The sequence below is a fragment of the Myxococcus sp. XM-1-1-1 genome, from assembly GCF_020037095.1.
In the GTDB taxonomy this organism is placed as follows: Bacteria; Myxococcota; Myxococcia; order Myxococcales; family Myxococcaceae; genus Myxococcus; species Myxococcus fulvus.
This window is the reverse complement of record NZ_JAIQDH010000019.1, coordinates 35037-58480: the sequence shown is the minus strand read 5'-3', so window position 1 is coordinate 58480 and position 23444 is coordinate 35037. Positions and strand designations below refer to the sequence as shown.

19 protein-coding genes are annotated in these 23444 nt (G+C 71.3%); 8 read left to right on the top strand and 11 right to left on the bottom strand.

Going from position 1 to position 23444, the window contains the following annotated elements:
- Window positions 1–46: 46 nt before the first annotated feature.
- Complete coding sequence (locus K8640_RS30310; RefSeq protein WP_141324986.1) at window positions 47–451, bottom strand: RidA family protein; 405 nt, start codon at window positions 449–451, stop codon at window positions 47–49.
- A gap of 101 nt (window positions 452–552) precedes the next feature.
- On the opposite strand from K8640_RS30310, the gene K8640_RS30305 reads away from it, so the two are divergent.
- The gene (locus tag K8640_RS30305; protein ID WP_141324988.1) at window positions 553–1458 is read left to right on the top strand and encodes a LysR family transcriptional regulator; all 906 of its coding nucleotides are present in this window, start codon (window positions 553–555) and stop codon (window positions 1456–1458) included.
- Window positions 1459–1556: 98 nt separating this feature from the next.
- Here K8640_RS30305 and K8640_RS30300 read toward each other — a convergent pair whose 3' ends face one another.
- Window positions 1557–1802, bottom strand: coding sequence for a DUF1272 domain-containing protein (locus K8640_RS30300; protein ID WP_223750258.1), 246 nt, complete (start codon window positions 1800–1802; stop codon window positions 1557–1559).
- Between the two features lie 253 nt (window positions 1803–2055).
- Window positions 2056–2433, bottom strand: coding sequence for a hypothetical protein (locus K8640_RS30295; protein WP_223750257.1), 378 nt, complete (start codon window positions 2431–2433; stop codon window positions 2056–2058).
- 119 nt (window positions 2434–2552) lie between these two features.
- On the opposite strand from K8640_RS30295, the gene K8640_RS30290 reads away from it, so the two are divergent.
- Both K8640_RS30290 and K8640_RS30285 read left to right on the top strand, forming a co-directional pair.
- Window positions 2553–3836: a radical SAM protein gene (locus K8640_RS30290; RefSeq protein ID WP_223750256.1), complete on the top strand. Its 1284-nt coding sequence runs from the start codon at window positions 2553–2555 to the stop codon at window positions 3834–3836.
- Window positions 3833–4810 (top strand): hypothetical protein, encoded by a 978-nt coding sequence (locus K8640_RS30285; RefSeq protein ID WP_223750255.1) that lies wholly within the window; start codon window positions 3833–3835, stop codon window positions 4808–4810. The genes K8640_RS30290 and K8640_RS30285 overlap by 4 nt, the downstream gene beginning before the upstream one ends.
- A 106-nt stretch (window positions 4811–4916) precedes the next feature.
- Here the strand turns inward: K8640_RS30285 and K8640_RS30280 are convergent, their stop codons facing one another.
- Both K8640_RS30280 and K8640_RS30275 read right to left on the bottom strand, forming a co-directional pair.
- Complete coding sequence (locus K8640_RS30280) at window positions 4917–5981, bottom strand: hypothetical protein (RefSeq protein ID WP_223750254.1); 1065 nt, start codon at window positions 5979–5981, stop codon at window positions 4917–4919.
- A 336-nt stretch (window positions 5982–6317) separates the two neighbouring features.
- Window positions 6318–8054 carry an FG-GAP-like repeat-containing protein gene (locus tag K8640_RS30275; RefSeq protein ID WP_223750253.1) on the bottom strand — a complete coding sequence of 579 codons (1737 nt, stop codon included), beginning with the start codon at window positions 8052–8054 and terminating at the stop codon, window positions 6318–6320.
- Window positions 8055–8879: 825 nt separating this feature from the next.
- Between K8640_RS30275 and K8640_RS30270 the strand changes: the two genes are divergently transcribed.
- Window positions 8880–9872 (top strand): hypothetical protein, encoded by a 993-nt coding sequence (locus K8640_RS30270; protein WP_223750252.1) that lies wholly within the window; start codon window positions 8880–8882, stop codon window positions 9870–9872.
- A 16-nt stretch (window positions 9873–9888) separates the two neighbouring features.
- Here the strand turns inward: K8640_RS30270 and K8640_RS30265 are convergent, their stop codons facing one another.
- A complete protein-coding gene (locus tag K8640_RS30265) occupies window positions 9889–12138 on the bottom strand; it encodes a S41 family peptidase (protein ID WP_223750251.1) in 2250 nt (749 codons plus the stop codon).
- A 142-nt stretch (window positions 12139–12280) separates the two neighbouring features.
- Window positions 12281–13207, bottom strand: coding sequence for a DUF808 domain-containing protein (locus K8640_RS30260; protein WP_223750250.1), 927 nt, complete (start codon window positions 13205–13207; stop codon window positions 12281–12283).
- A gap of 211 nt (window positions 13208–13418) precedes the next feature.
- Between K8640_RS30260 and K8640_RS30255 the strand changes: the two genes are divergently transcribed.
- Together K8640_RS30255 and K8640_RS30250 are read left to right on the top strand one after the other, a co-directional pair.
- The gene (locus K8640_RS30255; protein WP_223750249.1) at window positions 13419–14249 is read left to right on the top strand and encodes a TrmB family transcriptional regulator; all 831 of its coding nucleotides are present in this window, start codon (window positions 13419–13421) and stop codon (window positions 14247–14249) included.
- Window positions 14246–16072, top strand: coding sequence for an aspartyl protease family protein (locus K8640_RS30250; protein ID WP_223750248.1), 1827 nt, complete (start codon window positions 14246–14248; stop codon window positions 16070–16072). The genes K8640_RS30255 and K8640_RS30250 overlap by 4 nt, the downstream gene beginning before the upstream one ends.
- Here the strand turns inward: K8640_RS30250 and K8640_RS30245 are convergent.
- Entirely contained in the window at window positions 16050–16481 is a 432-nt protein-coding gene (locus K8640_RS30245; protein ID WP_223750247.1) for a helix-turn-helix domain-containing protein, read from the bottom strand. The genes K8640_RS30250 and K8640_RS30245 overlap by 23 nt on opposite strands.
- A 124-nt stretch (window positions 16482–16605) precedes the next feature.
- On the opposite strand from K8640_RS30245, the gene K8640_RS30240 reads away from it, so the two are divergent.
- Together K8640_RS30240 and K8640_RS30235 are read left to right on the top strand one after the other, a co-directional pair.
- A complete protein-coding gene (locus K8640_RS30240; protein ID WP_223750246.1) occupies window positions 16606–17376 on the top strand; it encodes an SDR family NAD(P)-dependent oxidoreductase in 771 nt (256 codons plus the stop codon).
- 105 nt (window positions 17377–17481) lie between these two features.
- Complete coding sequence (locus K8640_RS30235) at window positions 17482–18348, top strand: hypothetical protein (RefSeq protein WP_223750245.1); 867 nt, start codon at window positions 17482–17484, stop codon at window positions 18346–18348.
- A gap of 7 nt (window positions 18349–18355) precedes the next feature.
- Here K8640_RS30235 and K8640_RS30230 read toward each other — a convergent pair whose 3' ends face one another.
- The 3 genes from K8640_RS30230 to K8640_RS30220 all read right to left on the bottom strand — a co-directional run bounded on the left by K8640_RS30230 (window position 18356) and on the right by K8640_RS30220 (window position 23266).
- Window positions 18356–21061, bottom strand: a complete 2706-nt coding sequence (locus K8640_RS30230) for an ABC transporter permease (protein ID WP_223750244.1) — start codon at window positions 21059–21061, stop codon at window positions 18356–18358.
- Window positions 21062–21078: 17 nt separating this feature from the next.
- Window positions 21079–21420, bottom strand: a complete 342-nt coding sequence (locus K8640_RS30225) for a PadR family transcriptional regulator (RefSeq protein WP_223750243.1) — start codon at window positions 21418–21420, stop codon at window positions 21079–21081.
- Window positions 21421–21619: 199 nt separating this feature from the next.
- Window positions 21620–23266, bottom strand: a complete 1647-nt coding sequence (locus tag K8640_RS30220; RefSeq protein WP_223750242.1) for a serine hydrolase — start codon at window positions 23264–23266, stop codon at window positions 21620–21622.
- Window positions 23267–23444: the final 178 nt, after the last annotated feature.

Below are 23444 nucleotides of genomic sequence, written 5' to 3'. Positions count from 1 at the left end.
CCGTGCTCCCAACGCGAGGGACACGGAGCCTTGCCGCGGCGGTGGCTCAGGGCAGGACGGCGGTGGCTTCGACCTCCACGAGGATGTCCGGCTCGAAGAGCACGCTGACGCCAATCAACGAGGCCGGCGCGGGGACGAACTTCAGCTCCTGCGCGACCTGCTGAACGCCCGCGCCGAACTGGGGCAGTTGCTCGGGCTTCCAGCCGACCACGTAGAACCTCAAGCGGACCACGTCGCTGAACGAGGCTCCGGCCGCCGCGAGCGCGAGGCCGACGTTGCGCAGCGACTGCGCCACCTGCCCCGCCAGGTCTCCTCGCGCGACGAGCTTCCCCTCCGCGTCGTAGGCGACCTGACCGGCGATGTGGACCTGCCGGGAGCCCGTGGAGATGGACACCTGATGGTAGAGCTCGGGCTTCATCATTCCATCGGGGTTGAGCAGCGTGACGGGCATGGCGGTTCTCCTGGGGTTGGCGATGTCATGACCCTATAGCGCTGGGATTGACGAACAGCGTTCCCCACTCCAGCGATGAGGCCGCTACAATCGTGGGGCCCATGAAGCGCGCCAACCTCGACGAAATCCTCGCCTTCATGTCCGTCGTGGACGCGGGCAGCTTCGTCGCGGGAGGGCGGGCCATCGGACTGACGCGCTCGGCCGCGGGCAAGGCGCTGGCCCGGCTGGAGTCGCGGCTCGGCGTGCGCCTGCTCCACCGCACCACGCGCCATGTGAGCCTCACCGACGATGGCCGCGTCTTCCATGAGCACTGCCAGCAGGTCCTCGCCGCGCTGGAGGAAGCGGAGGCCAGCGTCGGACAGCACACGGGGACTCCGCGAGGCGTCCTGCGCCTCACCGTGCCGGACGCGTTCGGCAGGCTGCTGGTGCTCCCGGTGCTGCGGGACTACCTGCGGATGTGGCCCGAGGTGCAGGCGGAGGTGAGCTTCAGCGACCGCGTCGCGGACGTCATCGAGGAGGGCTACGACCTGGCCGTGCGCATCCAGGCGACCCATACGGATACGCGCCTGGTCTCCCGGCTCGTGGCCGAGTACCCCGCCATCCTCTGCGCCTCACCCACCTACCTGGCCGCGCGTGGAGAGCCCCGGACGCTGGAGGAGCTGTCCGCTCACGACTGCCTGTTCTTCAGCAGCCGCGCGCGCAGGCAGCGCTGGCGCCTGCGTGAGCAGGGCGGCTCCTGGGTCCACGTGGAGGGACGAAGCCGCCTCCGGCTCGACAGCGGCGAGGCGCTGCGTGACGCGGCGGTCGCCGGGATGGGCGTCGCGTTCCTCCCCGGCTTCCTCGTCGACGCGGACCTCTCGCGAGGGCGTCTGCGGGCGCTGCTGCCCTCCGTCGAGACGGGCACCGTGCGCATCACCGCGCTCTACCCGAGCAAGACCCACCTGCCCGCCAAGGTGCGGCGCCTCATCGACCTGATGGTCGAGCGCTGGAAGCCGAAGTCGCGCTGACGTGGGTCGCCGCCACGCGAACCCGGGCGGGAAGGCCCAGGCGCGCCACCACGGCGTCCGGCCCATCCTCGGCCAGCGTCACCCGCGATTGCCGCGCCTCAGCGCGGAGCGCAGCCTTGCGGCTTGAACACTCGCTCCGTGGACGCGGGGAACCGGGCGAGCCTGCTGGCGGGCCGGCGCGGCCTCGGCGTGAGGTCACCGCCGCAGTTGGGGCAGATACCCTTCAAGCGCTCCGACACGCAGTTCGCGCAGAACGTGCATTCGAAGATGCAGATGAACGCGTCCGTCGCGTCGGGCGGCAGGTCACGGTCACAACACTCACAGCCGGGGCGGAGCTGCAGCACGTGGGAGACCTCCTGGGCGTCGGGACCCAACGAAACACGGGGACGCGACCGGTGCAATCTCCCCGGCCCCAGCGCGCAGCCCCGCTGCCCGTTAACAGGAGCGCTTGACCTTGCCACGGGTGTCAGGGGCTGGCGTGGCCCCTAGGAGAGTCGGATGAACATCGGAGAACTCGCCCTGGAGTCCCCTCACTCGCCGTTCGCATCCCAACCGGAAGCGCTCGCGGCGCTCCTGGATGGCGCGCGCTGACGAAGGTCAGTCGCCCGAGGGCTCCGCCCGAAGCGCGAGGAGCAGCTCCACCTGGGCGCGCAACGTCCGCGCCTCCTCGTGCTTGCCCAGCTTGACGTAGAGGGCCTCCGCCTCCCGCCGCTCCTGGAGCTCCTTCTGGAGGAGGGCATCCACCGCCTCCGGTGACAGGAGCCGACGCGGCACGTCTCCGCTGCCCAGCCCCTCCACGCCCCCCGCGACGACCCCCGTGACGGCCTTGGGGGCGACGCTCAGGTCCGCCGCCTCGGCGTTGTCGAGCGCGGCCAGCGTCTCCCGCAGCACCGCCACCGCCGCCGCGTTCCTGTCCCTCAGCGCATCCTTGAGCGCGGCCCGCAGCCGCGTCTTCCAGTCACCCACCGTTCTCATCGGCCCACCGTAGAGGTCCCCACCCGAACACTCAAGGCAACCCACCCAGCACTCCCCTCCCCGCCCGAGCTTTGTGTCTATTTGACACGAAGCCTGGAGCTTGAGAGAGTGCCGACGTCATGGACACCGCCTTCATCGCCTTCATTCCGCTCTCGAACTGGCTGCGCGGATTCGATCGCTACCGCATGCGGTACTCGAAAGCGTCCATCGCCGAGTCGACCTTCCCCGACGCGTTCTACATGTTGAGGGAGGACGAGCCCTGGGCGCCGGGGCTCGCGAAGGCGCGGCGGCTCGTCGCGAAGCTCGGCCGCGCGAAGGACCGCGTCGTCGCGCTGCGCGCCCGGCTGCCCACGTCGGGAGAGCGGGCGATGCGCCCCAACGACACCACGGGCACGGGAATCGGCTGGCGGTGGCCCTCGCCCGAGGTCCCCTTGAGCGGCGTCGCGTGGGTCGAGGACGACGGGACGCTGCGCCCCACCCTCCACGAGGAGGTCACCGCGCAGGCCTTCCAGTTGGACGACACGGGGCTCGCGCCGTGGGAGGACTGCCGCCCCCGCTCCTTCTCCGTGCTGCCCGTGGCGAAGGCCTGTCAGGCGAAGTGCGCGTTCTGCTTCTCGAAGGCCAGCGTCTCCGACCTGGCGCGGCAGCGCAGCGCCTCGCTCGAACATCAGCTGCACTGGGCGGACCTCGCCCGCGCCCGAGGGGCGGAGCGCGCCGTCATCACCGGTGGGGGCGAGCCCACCTTGATGGCCCCGGGCCCGCTGCGCTCGCTGGTGCGCGGCCTCGCCGAGCGGTTCCCGAAGACACTCCTCATCACCAACGGCGCGCGCCTGGATGCGGGGCAGCTGCACGCCTTGCGCGACGAGGGCCTCACCACGCTGGCCGTCAGTCGCCACGGCGTCACGCGCGAGGACGACGCGCGCATCATGGGCCTGTCGGTGGACTCGGGTGCGCTCGCGCGGGCCTTCGGGCTGCGCAGCCGCGCCATCTGCGTCCTCCAGCGGGGCGGCGTGGATGACGTCCCCAAGGTCCTCGCCTACCTGGAGCGCAGCGCGCGCGACGGGTTCCACGAGGTCTGCTTCAAGGAGCTCTACGTCTCCAGCCTCTCCGAGAACGCGTGGGCGCCGAGCGCCGCGAACCAGTACTGCGCGGCGCATCAGGTGCCGCTCGCGCTCGTGCTCCACGCCATGGAGGTCGGAGGCTTCACGCAGGTCGACGCGCTCCCTTGGGGAAGCCCCGTGTTCGAGGGAGAAGTCGCGGGGCGGGTGCTGCGCGTGGCGGCGTACACGGAGCCGTCCGTCGGCTGGGAGCGCACGCACCGGAAGGTCCGCTCGTGGAACCTCATGAGCGATGGGACCTGCCTCGCCTCGCTCGAGGACCCCGCCTCGGAGCTGCGCGGATGAGACACGAGGACTTCCTCGCGCTGCGGGACTCGTGGCGCGCGAAGCGGCCCGGGCTCATCGACCTGGCGGAGCTCAACGTCTACCGGAGCCTCGGGCCTGGCTTCGCGCCCATCGCGCCTTCGACCCACGCGGAGTCGCCCTACCGGTGTCACCTCGCCGAGCGCTATCTCGCGCACCTGGGGCTCGACGCGGGGCTCAAGGCGCGAACGCAGGTCAGCCACGGGGTGCGGCGCTCCCTGCGCGCGCTGTTCGGCTGGCTCGCGTCCCGGCGGGCGCGCCTCGGCGTCCCCGAGGACGTGTACCCGGTGTACCTGCAGCTCGCCGACGAAGCAGGTGTCCAGGTCGTTCGCTACGCCTCGCGCGAGGGCCTGCCCGCGCTCCAAGACTGCGACGCGCTCCTGCTGTGCGAGCCGCTCAAGCCCTGGGGACGCGAGCTCGGACGCGAGGAGGCCGAGCAGGTGGAGGCGTGGGTCCGCGCCGAGCCGGGGGAGCGGGTGCTGCTCATCGACTCCGCGTACGCGACACCTCCGGCGCCGTGGGTCCTGCGGCTCATGCAAGAGGAGCTCGCGTTCGTCCTCGTCTCGCTGTCGAAGGGCTGGCTCATCCCGGACCACGCGGGGCTGTGCATCACGCCATCGCGGTGGCGCGAGGACATGCGCGCCGCCTTCGCGCCGCTGCCGAAGGACGAGCGCAAGCTGCGCATCGGCTACGCCGCGCTCACCGAGCACGCAGCGCGTCCCACCGAGGTCCGAGCACGTCTCGTCGAGCATGCGCGCGCACTGGACGCGCTCACCACCCGCAGACCCGAGCTGCGGGCCTCGCGCTGCATCGGATACTTCGCCACGTCACAGTGCTCGTTCGATGCGCTGCTGGAGCAGGGCGTCCTCGGCGTGCCGGCGTCCGTCTTCGGCGGCCCCGAGGCGCTGAGCATCCTCTCGAGCCTCCCCGCCGCGCCGTCGGCACGAGCGACCTGATGGCACGGCGGTGGTTCTTCAGGCAGCGCGGCCTGTATTGACACCCAGCCCGCGGGCGCACCGGGCCTCTGCCGCGACCGGTGCGCCCTCTCTCGTGAAGCCGTCGCTACTCGAAGAGGGAGAGCTGCCCCAGCGAGCGCAGCTGCCCCGTCGTCTCGCGCGGGACCGCCTTCACCCGGACCTGTGACACGGCCGTCGTGCCGGTCAGGTCCACCTCCACGAAGGGCCGCGCGCCCGTGCCCTCGAGCAGGTTGGCCAGGGGCACCCACTGCGTGCCGTCGGCGCTGCCCTCCAGCACCAGCTCGTTCACGGCGCCGGACACCTCGAAGTTGCGCAGCACCGCCTTGCGTGGCACCACGGGCCTGGCCAGCTGCACCACGACCTCCTGGACGCCCGTCTGGAAGAGCACGAGCCCATCCAGCTCTCCGTTCGTGAGGCGGCACGGCGTCTCCGCGTTCAGGTACGTGCACGTCGCGCCACGGCTCACGGGGACGAGCGCCCGGCGAGGCAGGGCCCGCTCATCGCTGACATAGGTGAGGCTCACCGACTCCGAGCCCGCCTTCGCGTCACGCTCGACGCTGACGAACGCCTCGAGCCCCGCCGCGTCCTCGAGGACGTAGTCGCTCAGGCGCACGGGCGACACGGCATCCGTCACCCGCCAGGCCTCACGCAGCGAGGGGCGCACGGACAACACATGCCCATCGCTCTCCAGCCCGTGCGTCGCGCGCAGGGAGCGGAAGCCCACGCTCACCCCTCCCGCCTCCTCGGTGGCCGTCATCGTGCCGGTCCACTCCTGCAGCACGGGCAGCTGCACCTCCGACTCCTGCACGAGGAACGCGGCGGAGACGCTCCGACCCTCACGCTGCGCCGGCGAGCGGAGGACGAAGCAGCGCGCGATGCTCCCGTTGCGCGTGTCCGCTCCCAACAGGTCCAGCTCGAACGTGCCATCCGCGCGGGCCTTCACCGACTTCCAGCTCGCCGTGAAGCCCGCGAACGCACACGACGAGTTGTCGCTGCGGTAGACCTTCAACATCGCCTCGGGCAACGCCGCGCCCGCCTCGTCGACCAGGCGCCCCTTCAGGACGATGTCCAGGTCATCCGCGACCTTGCTCTCGGTACAGCCGACCACCCACGTCAAACCACCCAGTGTCAACGCGCGAATCCATCGCATGGGAACCCCCTTGGCCAATGAGCCGGGGCTTCATTGCAAGATCGGGCGCAGGGGCCGCTCCCTCTGGAGGCGCGGAGCAGGACCCGTCCTTTCGTGACAGGGCCGTCATGGCGAGCCCCCTACGCGGGTGCCACCGCCACTTCGCGGTGGCCTCGCCGGGGCCGAGAGCCCAGGGCGATGCGCGGCAGTCGAGCAACGCGCGGAGCTTGGGCGCCTCGGTCTCCGGGACGGCGCCACGCAGCTCGACGGGGTCGAGGAGGAAAGGGGAAGGCAGCCACATGGGCTGAAGCCGCGCCCCCCGCTCCGGCACACGCGGTACCGGCGCGGGGCGTCGTGTCACGGCAGGCAGGTCGTCGACAGCAGCGTGAGGGACGTCGAGCCCACCTGGCTCACCATCACCTCCAGCCGGTCACCGCCGCTGAAGTTCCCGGCCGCGAGCCCGCGCGGCATGGCGTCCAGCACCACGTCCCTCCTCGCCGCGAACGAGCCATCTCCCAGGCCGCGCAGGAAGCTGACCGTCTTCGATTCGTCGTGCGTCACCGCGACATCCAGGTGGCCGTCCTGGTCGAAGTCCGCCACGAGCAGCGCGCCCACTTCACCCAGCACGGGGAAGCGCTTCGCGGCATCGAACGTGCCGTTGCCTCGGCCCAGCCCCACGCTCACCTCGGGCTCGTTGAAGGAATCTCCCTTGCTCGTCACCAACAGGTCCGCCCGGCCATCGTGATTGAAGTCAGCGGCCGCCACGTGCCTGGGCTGGTTCTGGGCGGAGTAGCGAGCGCCCGAGCGGAACGAGTTGCCGTCTCCCGAGCCGAAGTAGACGTAGACGTCGGAGACGAGCGACGCGGGGAGCGCCACATCCAGGTGTCCGTCCCCGTCGAAGTCCGCCGTGGTGACGGTGAGCGCGGCGAAGGGGAGGTTGAAGTCCTGCCGGGTGAGCGCACCGAACCCATTCCCCCTCATCCAGCTCAGCGTCGAGCTGCCCGTCGAGAGGCTCGTATTGACGGTGAAGACATCCAGGTTCCCATCACCGTCGAAGTCCGCGGTCGTCATCGCCCACGGCCCCGCGCCGGTGAGCGTGCTGCGTCCCTCGCCGAAGTCGCCGTTGCCGAGCCCGGGCAGCACGCTCACCGTCTGGCTGCGCGTGTTGAGCACCGCCACGTCCAGCAGCGAGTCGTTGTTGAAGTCGCCGGTGAGGACCTGCTGCGGGTCCGCGCCGACGCCGAACTCTCCCTGCTTGCGCACGCGCCCCTCGCCCTGTCCGAGGTAGCTCGCCACCGTCCTCTCGGTCATCCGGGTCCCGGCGAGGTCCGGCTTCCCGTCCTTGTCGAAGTCCCCCGCGACCAGTCCCCGGAGCTCCGCCTCCACGGCGACCTGGGGGAGCTTCGTCCAGCCGACGTTGTCGCACCGGGTCTTCGACAGCCGAGGCGCCGAGGGCGGCCCCTTCCCCACCGCGGTCACCGCGCGGACGACGACCTGGTACTCCGTCTCCGGCGTCAGCCCGGTGAGCAGCACGCTGGTGCTCAGCGTCGCCTCGGAGCGCGGGGTGGCGGCATCGAGGAGCTCGACGACATACGACTGCACCCTCGCGCCTCCATCCGAGTCGGGCGGCGCCCAGCTCACCTGGAGCGTCGAGTTCCCGGGGAAGACCTCGAGGATGCGTGGGGCGCCCGGCAGGGCCAGCGTCGTCACGGGGGTCGAGGAGCCCGACTCCGGCCCGTCACCGGCGGCGTTGGTGGCGCGGACGTGGAAGGTGTAGCTCGTGTTGTCGGCGAGCCCGGCCACCAGCGCGGTCGTGGCGCCGGTCGTCGTGGTGGTGACGCCGCCGGTGCCCGTCACCGTGTACTTCACGATGGCGCCGCCACCGTTCGAGGCGGGCGCCTTCCAGCTCACCTGCGCGGAGCGGACACCGGCCTGCGCCTGGACCTCCGTCGGCGCGCCCGGCACCGTCACCTCGGGCTCCGGCTTCGGCGGAGGACCCTCGCCTCCACCGCTGGAGCCACAACCCGCGCACACCCCGAGCAATCCCACCAGCAGCGTGGCCACGAAGCCGCGCGCATGCACATGAAGCATCATTCCGTCCCTGTTCGAAGAGCCCCGGCCAGCCATGGACGGCCCGCTGAGCAAGCCATATGCCCATGCGCGCCCCGAGGAGGACAGGTGCGAGGCGTGCACCGCATGGCACAGGGACTGTGAGGCGGAGGGCACGCCGCCCCCTTCCCTGCACAGCGCATCCCGCTTCACTCACACCGCGCGCTGAATCAGACCCGGGTCAGGGGCCATGATTCGCAGCGCCGAGGTCATTCATGGTGAGCCTGTGGGACATGCTGAGCCTGTTGTGGGTTGCATCCACCGTCGGCGGAACGCTGGGCGGCGCCCTGAGCGCGGGCGGAGGCTTCGCCCGGTTGAGCCTGGGCCTCTTGCTGGGGCTCGCGATGGGCGTGCTCCTCGCGCTGGGCTTCAGCTTCCCTCTCCGTGAAGCGTCCGTGGCGGCCGTGCCCATCAGGGGCACGTGGGGACGCAGTCGATGGGCTGGTTCCTCCACGTCCCCGCCGAGCAGGACCAACAACCTCCCGCAGCGCAGACATCCGCGCACTGCTGTCCACACTGGTAGCCGCACCCGGCCCTGCACTCGATAGCCGAGGCACCGCCCGGCGGCGGGCCATCACAGGCGTCCTCCGACGTCGAGTCACCACAGGCGAGGCAGACCCCCCACGCACACAGACTCAGGCCCCTCAGTCGCTTGCTCGCCAACGTGTCGCCTCCAGGTTCTCGGGGCAGAAGACCACGGAACTCCCGACACAGCCGTCACGATTCGCATCGACAGCGCGGTGCGCGAATGCGGAGACAGGGCGGCCCGGGTATAGGGACATCACCTTGGGGGGATTCCTGGAGCACCGAATGCAGTGGAGAACAGCGGTACTGGCGGCCCTCCTCATGGGGTGCGCCCCCACGTTGAAGCCCCCCGAGACGTCCCTCGCATCCCCGACCGTCGCCGCGTCCACCGCCGTGGTGACGGAGGACATCGAGCGCTTCTGGGTGGCCCACGACGCCGCGGTGGCGACCCCGGATGTCGCCGAGCGCGCCGCCCTCCTCCAGCGCCTCTACATCGACCCGGGGAGCCCCGGGCTGCACGCCCTGATGCAGGCGCGTGACTACACGGCCCAGTCCTACGCGGACGTCATCACCCGCTATCCCAGGTACTGGGCCTCCGTCCGCCCGCTGACGGCGCGGGCCCGGAGCGCGGCCGCGTCGTTGGAGCAGGACCTGGCCACCTTGCGGAAGCTGTATCCCGAGCTGCGGCCCGCCACCATCACCTACGCCATCGGCGCCATGCGCACCGGCGGCACGACGCTCGGCGACAAGGTGCTCATCGGCGCGGAGATTGCGCTCACGGACGAGTCGGTGGACGTGTCCGAGTTCCCCGAGCCGATGAAGACCCGCCTGGGCGCCTTCTTCGCCACGCGCCCCATCGACAACAACGGCCAGAACAACGTCCACGAGTACGTGCACACGCAGCAGCGAGACATGGCGGACGTGCTCGCCTCGCGCGTCGTCTACGAGGGCGTGGCCGAGTTCGTCGCCGAGCAGGTCACCGGCAAGCGCCCCCCGCTGGAGATGTACCGCTACGGCCCCGCGCACGCGGACGCCATCCGCGAACACTTCGTCGCGCAGATGGACGGCGCGTCCCTGACGGACTGGCTCTACAACGCGCCCACCAACACCTTCGGCGTGTCGGACCTCGGCTACTACGTGGGCTACGAGATTGCCCGGGGCTACCACGCGCGGGCCGCCGACAAGCGCGCGGCCCTCCGGGAGATGATTCAGCTCGACTACGGCGACGTCGCCGCGGTGAAGGCCTTCATCCAGGCCTCCGGCTACTTGCAGCAGTAGCCACGCGCCGCCGCCCTCACTCCCTCCGGGTGGCGGCCTTCGGCGCGGGCTCCTCGCGCAGCACCTGGAGCGCGCGCTCGAGCAGCTCGTCGCGGCCCGCCTGCAGCCCCGCGAGCGTGGGCCGCACCTTCACGTGCGGCTCCAGTCCCTTCTTCTGGAGCTGCCGCCCGTCGCCGTGCAGCACCGCCTGCCCGGTGAAGTAGAAGACCACCCCTCCGGGCAGCAGCGCCCGGGTGACGTCTCCGTCCGTCCCCGTGGTGGGGCTGCCCACGAAGACGGTGTCCGTGGTGGCCGCCAGCAGGAGCCCGGTGTGCTCGGCCTGGCTGATGGCGCGCGCGTCGATGAGCGTCACCGTGCGGCCCCGGTACTTCGGGCCCGGGCGCGCCGGCACGGCGTCACTGGACTTCAGCTGGCTCGAACGCAGGCCCCGCACCAGCGGGCGCTCATACACGGCATACGGACGCGAGCCCTTCACGTCGAGGTACGGCCCGAGCGCCCACATCGTGCCGCGCGGATAGTCCCGCAGGTCGAACACGATGCCGCGCGTGTCCTTCAGCGCCTCGAACATCGCGGGGACCTGCTGCTCCTCCAGCAGCCCCAGGTCCACGAAGCCGATGTTGCCCTCCAACATCCGCCAGGGGCTCCCCACCTGCGCCTGGGGTGGAATCCCGCGCCGATGCGTGCCCTTCACCTCCCGCAGGCCCTGGGGACCGCGCACGCCCAGCGTGGACACGGTGCCGTCCGGCGCCGACGCCGCGCGGCGCAGGCGGAAGTCCCGCAGCATCTGCGGCGTCGACGCCGCCACGTAGGGCGTGACGCGACGGACCCTCGCCTCGAAGGGCTCGCCATTGAAGGTCTCGATGACATCCCCCACGGCCAGGCCCGGCACGGCCTCCGGGACGAACACCTCCAGCACCACGGCCTTGCCGTCGAGGTCGGTGAGCCAGATGGGCAACGAGGCGCCATAGAAGCGCTCCAGCTCGGGGTGGCCTCGCATCTGGGCGTGCCCGTCCTCGAGCCACGTGGCCGCCTCGACCAACGTCAGCGCATACGCCTGCGCATCCTTCGCGGCCTCCAGCTTCTGGAGCAGCCCGGGCAGCCGCGCCTCCCAGGGACGGCTCAGCAGCGAGTGGTAGGGAAAGAAGAATTGAACCACGCTCCAGAACTTGGCCCCCGCGAGCAGCCGCAGCTCCCGCGAGGGCTGGAGCGCGTCCGGATACGCCGGCTCGGGGCGCCAGGCGGGGACGGGCCTGGAAGACAGTGCCACCGCCGCCGCCTTGGGAGGCCGGTTCGCCAGCGCGAGCGCCTGCCGCAGCCCCTCGTCGGGCCCCGTCGTCGTCGCGCGCGCGGGCCGCTTCACGTCCGCCTCGAGCGGCAACACCGGCTCATCCAGGCTCACCAGCGCCTGGAAGCCCTCGCCCAACGGCACGGGGAGCTGGTGATTCAGGGACGCGATGCTCAGCGGCCCCTCGGCCACCAGGAGCGCCTTTCCCTGGGCGCGCAGGGCCAGGATGGCGACATCGAGCGCGGAGTCCTCATCGACCAGGAACACGAGCCGCGCGGGCTTGCGTCCCGGGGTGCCCACAAGCAGCTCACTGGCGGAGGCGACGAGCTCGGTGTGGTAGGTGCCGTCCGTGCCATCCTGCGCGCGCAGCCCCGCGTGGGCCACTTCGCGAAGCCCCGGCACGCTCAGCTCGCCTTCGATGAAGTGCGGCAGCAGCCGCGACCCCACCCACGAGGCGCCATAGCGCTCGAGCCCGCGCATGCGGAGGTCCAGCACCACCGCGCGCGCGCGGGCGGCCTCCGCGTCGAGCGTGGTGCTCAGCTCACGGAAGGTCGCGAACGCCTCCGGCCCCAGGAGGTTGCGCAGGTCCAGCACCAGGACGTCCTTCTCCCAGCTCTTGAGCGGACGCAGGGCCGGCGCGGGCTCCTTCCGGACGACGGGCGTCTCGGGCTCCACCAGCGTCGCTGGATCACCGAGCACCGCGAGCATCCCCTGCACGGCGGCGGCGTATTCGCGCGCGTCCCTCGCGGCCTCCACCTTGGGGAGCGCGGCGAGGAAGGCCGCGTCCCACTCGGCGGGCATCGAGAAGGCCCAGGGGTGTCGGAAGCGGACGTCGCCCCACAGCTTCACCAGCCGAACCCGACGCTCCGCGCGCAGGGCCTCGGTCGTGTCGGCGGTGGTGGCACCGGGCGGCGCCGCCCCCGTGAGACACAGGAGGGCCAGGGACCACAGGGAGATTCGCTGGAGCAGCGCGCGCGTCATCGGGACATCCTCCCGACCTCGGGGTGGAGCTTGCGACCTGCGCGCAGCTCACCCGACTTCGCACGGGTGACGCAACCACCGGGGCGGCGTGCCCTCGGACGACGCGGAGCCTGACGCGCGCCGTCGAGGGCTTCGCGCGCCGCTACTTCTTCTTCACCAGCTTCTGGCCCAGCGTGAGCAGGAGCACCAGCACGCCGCCCGCGGCCAGACCCACCGCGCCGTTGAGCAGCATGGGGGCCAGGCCGCCCAGGATGCTGCCCACGCCGGGCGCCGACGAGGCCCAGGCCGTGAACGACTCTTCCATGTGGTGCAGGGTGGAGACGCCGTGCACGAGGATGCCGCCGCCCACCAGGAACATGGCCGCCGTGCCCGCCACGGAGAGGAACTTCATCAGCATCGGCGCCGCGCGGAGGATGCCCGCGCCCAGGCCGCGCTGGAAGCCGCTGGCTTGACGGCTGAGGTAGAGCCCCGCGTCGTCCAGCTTCACGATGCCGGCCACCAGCCCGTACACGCCCACCGTCATGATGAGCGCGATGCCCACCAGCACCGAGACGCGGGTGGCGAAGGTCGCCGCGGCCACGGTGCCCAGGGTGATCGCGATGATTTCGGCGGAGAGGATGAAGTCGGTGCGCACCGCGCCCTTGATCTTGTCCTTCTCCAGCGCCACCAGGTCCACGGCCGGGTTCGCCAGCGCCTCGCGCAGCTCCGCCTTGTGCGCCTCGTCCTCCGCGCCGTGCAGGAACTTGTGGGCGATCTTCTCGAAGCCCTCGAAGCACAGGTAGGCGCCGCCCACCATGAGCAGCGGCGTCACCAGCCACGGCGCCAGCGCGCTGATGGCCAGCGCCGCCGGCACCAGGATGGCCTTGTTGACCAGCGAGCCCTTCGCCACCGCCCACACCACCGGCAGCTCGCGGTCCGCGTTCACGCCCGTCACCTGCTGGGCGTTGAGCGCCAGGTCGTCTCCGAGCACGCCTGCCGTCTTCTTCGCCGCCACCTTCGTCAGGATGGAGACGTCATCCAGGATGGTCGCGATGTCGTCGATGAGCGCAATCAGACTGCTGCCGGCCATGAAGTGTCTTCCCGAGGGAGGTGAGGGACGTCGCTGTACCGCCAGGACGGATTAGCACAGCGGGGAGTCCGGGGCACGGCTTCGCGCGGGGCCCTCGGACCTCCCTAAGCAGGCGCCCCGGAACGCGAAAGTCCTCCCCCGGGAAGGCAGGCGAGCACCCCGGGCCGCTTCATCGGCTTGACTATTATTATCTTCGAGTAATAACAGCCCCATGAACGCGGATGAAGGGCTGGTGGCGCTCGGGTTCACCGAGGTCGAGGCGCGGGTGTACTGCGAGCTGCTGAAGGGGGCGCCGGCCACGGGCTACCGCCTGGCGCAGGCGCTGGGGAAGGCGCCGCCGAGCATCTACCAGGCGCTCGCGTCGCTGGAGCACAAGGGGGCGGTGCTGGTGGAGGAAGGCGAGCCGCGCTCGTTTCGTCCCGTGCCTCCGGACGAGGTGCTCGCCGCGCTGCAGCGGGGCTTCGAGACGCGCAGGAGCGAGGCGGCGAGCGCGCTGCGCAAGCTGCACGCCCCCGCGCAGGACGACCGCATCTACCACCTGAAGAGCACCGCGCAGGTGATGGAGCGCGCGCGGGCGATGATTGCCTCGGCCACCGAGCAGGTGCTCTTCGACCTCTTCCCTCCTCCCTTCACCGCGCTCGTCCCCGCCCTCACGGAGGCGAGCGCGCGCGACGTGGCCATCGCGGGGCTCGTCTATGACGAGACGCCCAAGGTGGCCTTCGACTGCGTGCTGTCCTCCAACGCGGAGTTCGTGCGCGAGCGCTGGCCGGGCGCGCAGCTCACGCTCGTGGTCGACGCACGCGAGTTCCTGGTCGCGCTGCTCACCCCCGACGGCGCCGGCGTCAAGCAGGCCATCTGGAGCGACAGCGGCTACCTCTCCTGTCTGCAACACAGCGGGCTGTCCGCGGAGGTGCGCCTGAGCGCGCCCCAGGCCACGCGCGCCCGGCTGTCACGCGCCTTCTCCCTCGTCGGCTCGAGCCCGCCCGGACTGCGGCAGCTCGTGGGCCAGCCCTCCACCCCCAAGCGCGGAAACACCCCATGAGACCCCTGCTCCCGCTCCTGTTGGCCCTCGTGCTCCTCCCTCTCACCGCCCCCGCGGACGCGACGCGGACGCTCATCGCGCGTCACCTCGCGTGGCGCGGTGGGGACGCCTTCACGCGCCTGGAGAGCCTCCATGTCCGGGGGAAGACCTCGACCTCCGGGCTCCAGGGGACGATGGAGTCCTGGAGCCATCGCGACGGACGCGTCCGCCACGACGAGGACTTCGGGGTGGTGCGCCACTCGATGGCCTTCACGCCCGAGGGCGGCTGGAAGCTCAACGCCAGCGGTCAGGTGGAGGATGCCTCGCCCACCGACGCCCGCGACGCGCGGCACCAGCTGGCGTTGGAGCTGGGGACCGCGCTGCGAGGGGGCGACGGCGCGAAGCTCGAGCCCCGCGCCGATGAGACGCGGGATGGCCGCGCCTGGAAGGTGGTGCGAGTCACCTTCGGCGACGAGGACCTCTATGACCTGTTCCTCGACGACGCCACTGGAGCGCTCCACGGCCTGCGCATCCGCGAGAACAACGTCACGCGCTTCGTGCGCCTGGGGGACTGGCGGCAGGTGGAGGGCGTGCGCATGCCCTTCCTGGAGGAGGAGCTCACCGACAACCCGGACTCCGACTCGCGCACGGTGGTGGAGACGCTGGAGCTCAACGTGCCCATCGCGCCCGCGGTGTTCGAGCGTCCCCAGGACGTGCGCAAGGCGCGCTTCACGAACGGCCGCCACACCACGGGCTTCCTCCCGTTCGAGTTCTTCGACGACAACCGCGTCTTCATCCCGGCCAGGGTGAACGGCAAGCCGACGCAGGTGCTGCTCGACAGCGGCGCGGAGATGACGGTGGTGGACGCGGCCTACGCCCGCACGCTGGAGCTGAAGACGGAGGGCCAGGTCGCGGCGGTGGGCAGCGGCGGACAGGCGCAGGCGCAGTTCGCGTCGGGCGTGGACATCGGGATGGGCAACCTCAGGCTGACGGGGTTGACGGTGGCGGTCATCGACCTGGCCCCCGTCGCGCGGATGCTGGGACACCCGCTGCCCGTCATCCTGGGCAAGGAGGCCTTCCATCAGCTCGTGGTGGACGTGGACTTCCCGAACCGGCGCGTCGCCTTCCACGACCGCGCCCACTTCAAGCCGCCCGCGAAGGCGGTGCGGCTGCCGCTGGTGGAGTCCGCGGGCGGGCAGCGCGCGGTGCAGCTCTCCATCGAGGGCCGGCCCGCCATCCCCGTGCTGTTCGACGTGGGCAACGGCGGCGCGCTCTCGCTCTTCCCCGCGTACTGGGAGGAGGCGCGGCTGCTGGAGGGACGGCCCAGCTCCAAGACGTTGTCCGGCGCCGTGGGGGGCCTGAGGGAGCGCGACGTGGCGACGCTGAAGCGCATCGAGCTGGCGGGCGTCACGCTGGAAAACGTGCCCACGGTGTTCGACGACGCCGGCAACAGCATCTCCACCTCGGACCGGCTGCTCGGCAACCTGGGCCTGGGCGTCCTCGCGCGCTTCCGGATGCTCACCGACTACCAGACGGACACGCTGATGCTCGTGCCCGACGCGCGGGCGCTGCGTCAGCCCTTCCGCAAGGACCGGTCCGGCCTGCTCGTGCTCCCCTCCTCGGAGGGCCGGCTCGAGGTGAAGCTGGTCGCGCCCGGGAGCCCCGCGGAGGCCGCGGGCTGGAAGGTGGGCGAGGAGATTGTCGCCATCGACGGCAAGCCGCTCGGCCCCGACGCGTCGAACCAGGCGCGGTCCAGCTGGCGGTATCGCGCCAGCGGCCAGACGGTGGTCCTCACGGTGAAGGGCGGCAATCAGCGCCGGCTCACCCTGCGCGACTACTACTGACGGCCGGGCGGGCGGCGGTACCCGCTCGCGTCGCGGGTGCCCGTCGCCTCGATGACGCGCCCGTCGGCGCCGGCTCGTCGAGGGCGCGCAGCTCGGCGGCGTGGTGCTTGCCCCAATCGCACAGCGCGCCCACGATGGGCCGCAGGCTGAGCCCCAGCGCGGTGGCCGTGTACACGACGCGCGGCGGCACCTCCGCGAACACCTCGCGCGCGACGACGCCGTGCAGCTCCATCTCGCGCAGCTGCTGCACCAGCACCTTCTGGCTCACGCCCGGAATCACCCGTCGCAGCTCCGACAGCCGCTTGGGTCCCTCGAAGAGGAAGTAGAGGACGAAGATCTTCCAGCGCCCGCCAATCACCTTCAGCGCGCGCTCCGCGGGCACCAGCGGGAGCTCCTTCACGATGGGCATGGTTACCTCCGGGTTCCTAGGGAACGAAGACGTCCGTAGAGGGGGAAAAGGTCTATAGTTCCCGGGACGGGGCGTATTTACAACTCAGGCCAGCAATCACGCGGCACGAGAGAGGAATACGCCCATGTCCGAAGCCACCAGGCAGGTCCCCATCGCCCTCATCACCGGCGCCAGCCGGGGCCTGGGCCGGAGCGCCGCGCTGGCGCTCGCCGAGCGAGGCAGCGACGTCATCGTCACCTACCGCTCGGGACACCAGGAGGCGCAAGAGGTCGTCCAGGCCATCCGGGCCCTTGGGCGCAAGGCCGTGGCCCTGCGGCTCGATGTCGGCGCGACGGACACGTTCGACGCCTTCGTGTCCCAGGTGCGCGAGGCCCTGAAGCAGACGTGGGGCCGCGAGCGCTTCGAGTCCCTGGTCCACAACGCGGGCGTCGGCGGCTACGCGCCCTTCGTCGAGACGAGCGAGGCCCTGTTCGACGAGCTCCTTGCCGTGCACTTCAAGGGCCCCTTCTTCCTGACGCAGAAGCTCTTGCCCCTGCTCGCCGACGGCGGGCGCATCGTCAACGTGTCGACGGGGCTGGCCCGCTACACCCTCCCGGGGCTCTCGGTCTACTCGGCGGCCAAGGGCGCCTTGGAGGTGCTCACCCGGACGCTCGCCGTCGAGCTGGGCGCGCGGCGCATCGCGGTGAATGTCGTCGCGCCCGGAGGCATCGTCACCGACTTCGGCGGCGGCGTCATGAAGGACCCCGCCCTCCAGAAGACCGTCATCGAACAGACGCCCATGGGGCGCCTGGGACAGCCCGAGGACGTCGCGGGTGTCATCGCCATGCTGCTCGCGCCGGAGACGGGCTGGGTCACCGGCCAGCGCATCGAGGTCACCGGCGGCTATCGGCTCTGACGGCGCGCGCGAAATAACAAACACCCCAGGCCCGCGTCGTCCAGGTGTGGTGCTCGCGCATGGGGAACAGGCCCCGTCGACGAAGCACCACATCCCGGAGGACGTATGTCCTTGAACGCGTCGAGGCTGTGGAGCTGGAGTCTCGTGGTGGGGTTGGGGCTCGTGGGCTGCGAGGCGGCACCGCCGCCTGGAATGGGGTCGGAGGCCACGCTGGGCGAGTCGGAGAGCGCCGTGGTCATCCCCCCCACCACCTCCTTCGACTGGCCCCCGTTCGCGAACGTGACGGACGTGTCCCTGGGGTCGGGGCATCGCACCGTGGCGGTGGCGCCGGGCAAGCCCTTCTCCCTGTCCACGGACTACTTCGTGGGGGCGGACCCGTGCATCGGGTGCAACAACCAGCTCGTGTTCGGGGTGCAGGATGGCACCGGCGCGTGCGCCTTCGATGGCGTCGGTCCCGTGCAGAGCCACGCTGACGTGGAGCTCATCGCGCCCACGACCCCGGGCATCCACAAGGTGCACGGCAATCACACGCGCGCGCCGGACTGCGCCGCGGCGCTCGGGGCGGCGGTGAGCGGACCGGCCTTCGGGCTCATCGGCGTCTACGCCGACCCGTGGGAGTGGAGCTGGGGCAGGGTCAACAACCTCCGGCTGAACGGGAACAGCTCGCACAAGATCAACGTCTTCCCGGGGGCTCGCGTCGACATCACCACCGACTACAAGCTCGACCCGGGGTCGGGCGGCTGCCCCGGCTGCTGGGCCCAGCTGGTCTTCGGAATCGACCAGGGCTCCAAGACGTGCATCTACAATGGCATGGGCACGACGAGCGCCACGAACAGCACCTTCTCGCTCACCGCGCCCACCCAGCCGGGCCTCTATCCCGTCTGGGCCGCGGCCCAGTGGGCCTTCACCTGCGACCAGGCGCTGTCCTGGTCCAACGGCGGCGCGCCCGTGGCCTTCATCGAAGTGAAGTAGCGGGAGGCTACTCCGAGCGCAGCACCTCGGCCGGGTCCACGCGCGCGGCACGGCGCGCGGGCCCGAAGCTCGCCACCACCGCCAGGGCGGCGAGCAGCGCGCACACCGCCGCCAGCACCAGCGGGTCCGTGGCGCTCACCTCGAAGAGCAGCGCCCCCAGCACCTGCCCCATCAACAGCGCCCCCAAGAGCCCGAGCACGATGCCCAGCCCCGTGAAGCGCAGCGACTGGAGCACCACCATGCCCGCCACCTGCGCCGCGCGGGCTCCCAATGCCAGCCGGATGCCCATCTCCCCGCGCCGCTGGCCCACGATGAAGGCGATGACGCCGTAGAGCCCCACCGCGCTCAAGAGCAGCGCCATCCCCCCGGCGATGCCGAGCAGGAACAGGGTGAAGGACGCCCGCGCCACCGACGGCGACTTCGCCAGCACGCGGTCCATCGTCTGCGCGTTGGCCAGCGGCACCGTGCCGTCCATCTGCGCCAGGATGCGCCGGATTTCGGGCGTCAGCGACTCCGGGCGGGAGGTGGCCGTGCGCACCACCACGGCGGGCGAGCGGCGCGGCCCCCACAGCGGCAGGTCCGCGGCTGGCGCGAGCGGGAAGAACACCGCCTCCGACGGCGCCTGGTCCAACCCGTGGGCCCGCAGCGGCCCCGTCACGCCGACGACCTTGTAGAACGGCGGACCGAAGCCGTTGCCCCGGATGCCCTTGCCCAGCGGGTCCTGCCCCGGCCAGAGCCGCTCGGCGAGCGCCTGCGTCACCACCACCCCATCCGACTTCTGCTCCAGGTCATCCCACGTCAGCTCACGCCCCTGCACCAGCGGGATGCCCAGGGCCTTGAAGTACCCGGGCGCCACGCCGGGCGTGGTGACGCAGGGCATCTTGGAGGGCTCCTGGGACATCCCCTCGACGGCCAGGGCGGCGCAGCCTCCGAAGCGGCCCAGCGGCAGGTGCGTGGACAGGCTGGCGCTCTTCACCCCGGGCAGCGCCTCGATGCGCGACAGCAGCTCACCGTAGAAGCGGTTCACCTCGTCGTAGCCCGTGTAGCGCGTGCGAGGCAGCACGATGTCGAACGTGAGCACGTCGCGCGAGTCCAGCCCCGGGTCCACCCGGTGCAGCGTCCAGTAGCTGCGCAGCATCAACCCCGCGGCGGCCAGCAGCACCACCGCCAGCCCCACCTGCCCCACCACCATCCCTCCGCGCACGGCCTGGCTGCGGCGCGAGGACGTCAGCCCCCGACCCGACTCGCGCAGCCGCGCCAGCGCCTTGTCCCCCCCGAGCAGCGGGAAGAGCCCGAAGACGACGCCCGCCAGCAGCGCCAGCCCTCCGGCGAACACCCCGCCGCGCCAGTCCAGGCCAATCTCCCGCAGACGCGGAAGCCCCGAGGGCTCCATCGAGACCAGCAGGCTCAGCGCCCCGTGCGCGAGCACGAGCCCCAGCCCGGCGGCGACGCCACACAACAGCAGGCTCTCCGTGAGCGCATGCCAGGCCAGGTCCCGCCGGCCGGCGCCCAGCGCGGTGCGCACCGCCAGCTCCCGGGAGCGCGCCTCCGAGCGCACGAGGAAGAGGTTGGCGACATTGGCGCACGCGATGAGCAGCACCAGCGCCACCGAGCCCAGGAGGATCCACAACACGCGGTCCGCGTCCCCGACCACGTGCCGGGCCAGGGGCGACACCCGGGTGGTGAAGCCCGTGTCCCGCATGAAGCTCTCGGTGTACGCGAGCGGGAAGAGCTCCGGCAGGCGCGTGGTCAGCGTGGCGAGCTCGGCCCGAGCCTGCTCCAGCGTGACGCCGTCCTTCAGCCGGCCCGCGGCCCGGACCCAGTGCGAGTTCTCCGGCGGGCTCGTCGGGTCCAGCTGCAGCGGCCGCCAGAGGTCCACGGTGTCATCCGGGAGGTGGAGGCCCGGCGCCATGACGCCGATGACCTCCGTGGGCTCGTCATCCAGCCGTATCGACGTGCCCAGCACCTTCGGGTCCGCGCCGTACTGCCGCACCCAGAAGTCGTAGCCGAGCACCACGGTGCGGGGCGCGCCGGGCACATCCACGTCCGGGGTGATGATGCGGCCGAGCGCGGGCCGCGCGCGCAGCACGTCCATCAGGCTGGCCGACACCAGCGCCACGTCCACGCGCAGCGCGCCCTCCTCGGCGGCGAGGCTGCCGTTGGACGTGTCGAGCGCCCCCAGGGACGCGAAGCCGCGGGCCTCCTTCTGGAAGTGGTGGTAGCCGGCCACGGACAGGTCCCACCGGGCCTCCGGCGCGAGCCTCGGCACCGGGCTGTCCAGCCAGACCAGCCGCTCCGGGTCCGCGTACGGCAGCGGGCGCAGCACCACCGCGTCCACCACGGAGAACAGCGCCGTCGTCGCCCCCAACCCGAGCGCGAGGGTGAGCACCGCCATCACCGCGAAGGACGGGCTGCGCGCCAGCGAGCGCAGCGCCTGGCGCGTCTCGCGCGCCACCATGTCCCAGAGCTCCGTGCGGCGCTCCTCGCGTGCCATGCGCTCGTCAATCACGTGGGTCTCCTCCCGATAGGCCTTCACATCACCGAAGCGCGCGAGCGCCTCCGCGCGCGCCGCCTCGGGGGTCATTCCCCGGGCCACGTACTCCTCGGTGCGCATGGCGAGGTGGAACTCCAGCTCCTCCGCCACGTCGTCCTCCAACTGCCCGCGACGCACGAGCGCGCGCAGCGCGTGATAGCGGTCCTTCATCCAGCGCATGGGACGCGGTCCTTTCCTCAGGCGCCCTGCATCACGGGCCGGGCCTGGAGCACCTTCGACACGGCCTCGGTCATCCGCTCCCAGGAGGAGGCCTCCTGCGCGAGCTGCCTGCGGCCCTCCGCCGTCAGCGTGTAGAACTTCGCGCGGCGGTTGTTCTCGGACACACCCCAGTCCGCCTTCACCCAGCCCCGCTTCGTCATGCGGTGCAACGCCGGGTACAGCGAGCCCTCCTCCACCCGCAGCGCGTCATCCGTCGTGCGCTGGAGCCAGCTCGCCACCGAGTAGCCATGCATGGGCCCGCCGGTCAGCGTCTTGAGGATGAGCATGTCCAACGTGCCCTGCAGCAGCTCGGTCTGCATCGTGTCCCCTAGAATGTCTAGGGGTAGATAACGCCGCTCCCCTAGAACGTCAAGGGGAGCGGGTGTCGGCGCGCAGGGCGTCGAGCTGCGCATGCGCCACGCGGCGTCGGAGTCTACGCCCGAACCCGGCCGCCTCCGAGCGGGTGCAGCCAACGGGCACCGGCGTGCAGCCAACGGGCCCGCCCGCCTGCCCTCCGCGTCATGCCTGCCGGCGGGTGAACACGCCCAGCTTGTCGCGATTCCACGCGTTGATGGTCAGCGAGGCGGCCCGGTTGCGCGCGAAGGTGAAGATGGCGCTAGAGAACCCGGAGGCGTTCTCGCCCGTGGTCTGGAAGAAGAACTCGTCCCCGCTGTAGTGCATGAGCGGGAAGCGCTTGCCCGCGGGCCCCACCGTGAAGGACAGCATGCCCTGCTGGAGCGACACGGTGAGGTCGCCGTAGACGCGGTTCGGGTACGTGCCGACGTAGGCGCCCAGGTTTCGCGGCGGCGTCGGATTCACCGCGGGCCGCGAGTACTTCGTCTGGTCCTCGGTGACGGGCTCGGACACGATGGGCCCCAGGTAGGCGAGCCAGTTCCGCGTCGAGGCGTTGTAGCGGACGATGTCCACGAACTCGGCGGCGATGGCCTCCGGCAGTCCCCGAGGGTCCGCGTTCGTCAGCACCGCGATGCCCAGCTTCTTCGACGGATACAGGAGGATGCTCGTCGCGGCGCCACGCCCGAAGGCCCCCGAGTGGCTCAGCCGCAGCTCCCCGGTGTTCTCGTAGTCGACGTTCCAGCCCAGGCCGTAGAAGCCGCTGCGGCCTCCGAGCTCCTCGGGCCCATGCGTGACGCTCTGCGGACGCCAGATGGCTTGCAGCCCCGCGGTGTCCACCAACGGCCCCTGGAGGCCCGGGACGACGCCGCCCGCGAGCAGCATCGTCAGCCACCGGGCCAGGTCTCGCACCGACGCGTTGGCGCCCCCCGCGGGCGCCTGGCCGTCATTGTTCGCGCCCAGGTCCGGCGTCCACCGACCGTTCACCAGCGTGTGCAGCGCCGCGCGGTTCTTGCTCGCCTGCAGCTCCGCGAAGGAATAGTTCGCGCTGGTCATCGCCAAGGGAGCGAAGAGCACCTCGCGCGCCAGGTCTCCCCACGAGCGCCCCGTGGACGCGGCGAACGCCACCGCGCCGGCCGTGAGCCCGTAGTTCGTATAGGCATACGTGTCGCGGAAGCGTGACAGGGGATACAGCGCGAGCTTCGAGATGATCTGCTCGCCGGTGTAGCCGAGGTCCTCGAGCAGATCGCCCGCATGGTCCGGCAGGCCGCTGCGATGCGAGAACATGTCGGCGACGGTGACGTGCTGGCCCACCCACGGGTCCGCCAGGGTGAAGCCGGGGCGCAGCGACTGGAGCGTGTCGTTCCAGCCCTGCCCCTTGGACAACTGCCGCGTCAGGGCGGCGGCAATCACCGTGGAGCTCAGGGGCTTGGAGACGGAGGCCAGCTGGAAGACGGTGTCCGGGTCGACGTCACCCGCGACTCCGGCCTGCTTCTCCCCGATGCCCTTCAGGTAGCGGACGACGCCGTCGTACACCACGGCGACCGCGATGCCCGGGACGGTGGTGGCCGCCTTGTCCTTCTTGATGATGTCCTCGAGCACCGCCAACGCGCGTGTCACCCCCTCCGCGGTGATTTCGCCACACGCCGGCACCGGCGCGGCCGTGGCCCCACGAGAGACCTGCGCGGGCACGGCGGCCTGGGCCGTCGAGGGGCCTCCCGTCACGGCCACCCCGACACCCGCGGCGCCGAGCCCCTGCAACACCGCCCTGCGCGGCAACACGGATGTCGAGCCGTTCACATCGTCCTGCGCCATGTCGGCCTCCTCGGTCTGACGTCGAAGAGGTTTCGACGAACCGGCGCGCGGAGGGTGGGAAGCAGCAGGCACCCGCGCAACGTCCCGAAGTCCAGTTGCGCGGCGCGGCCCTCACGGCCGAGGCTTCACGTTGACTTTATATACGGCATATACAAATCATCCTGGAAACGCGTCATGG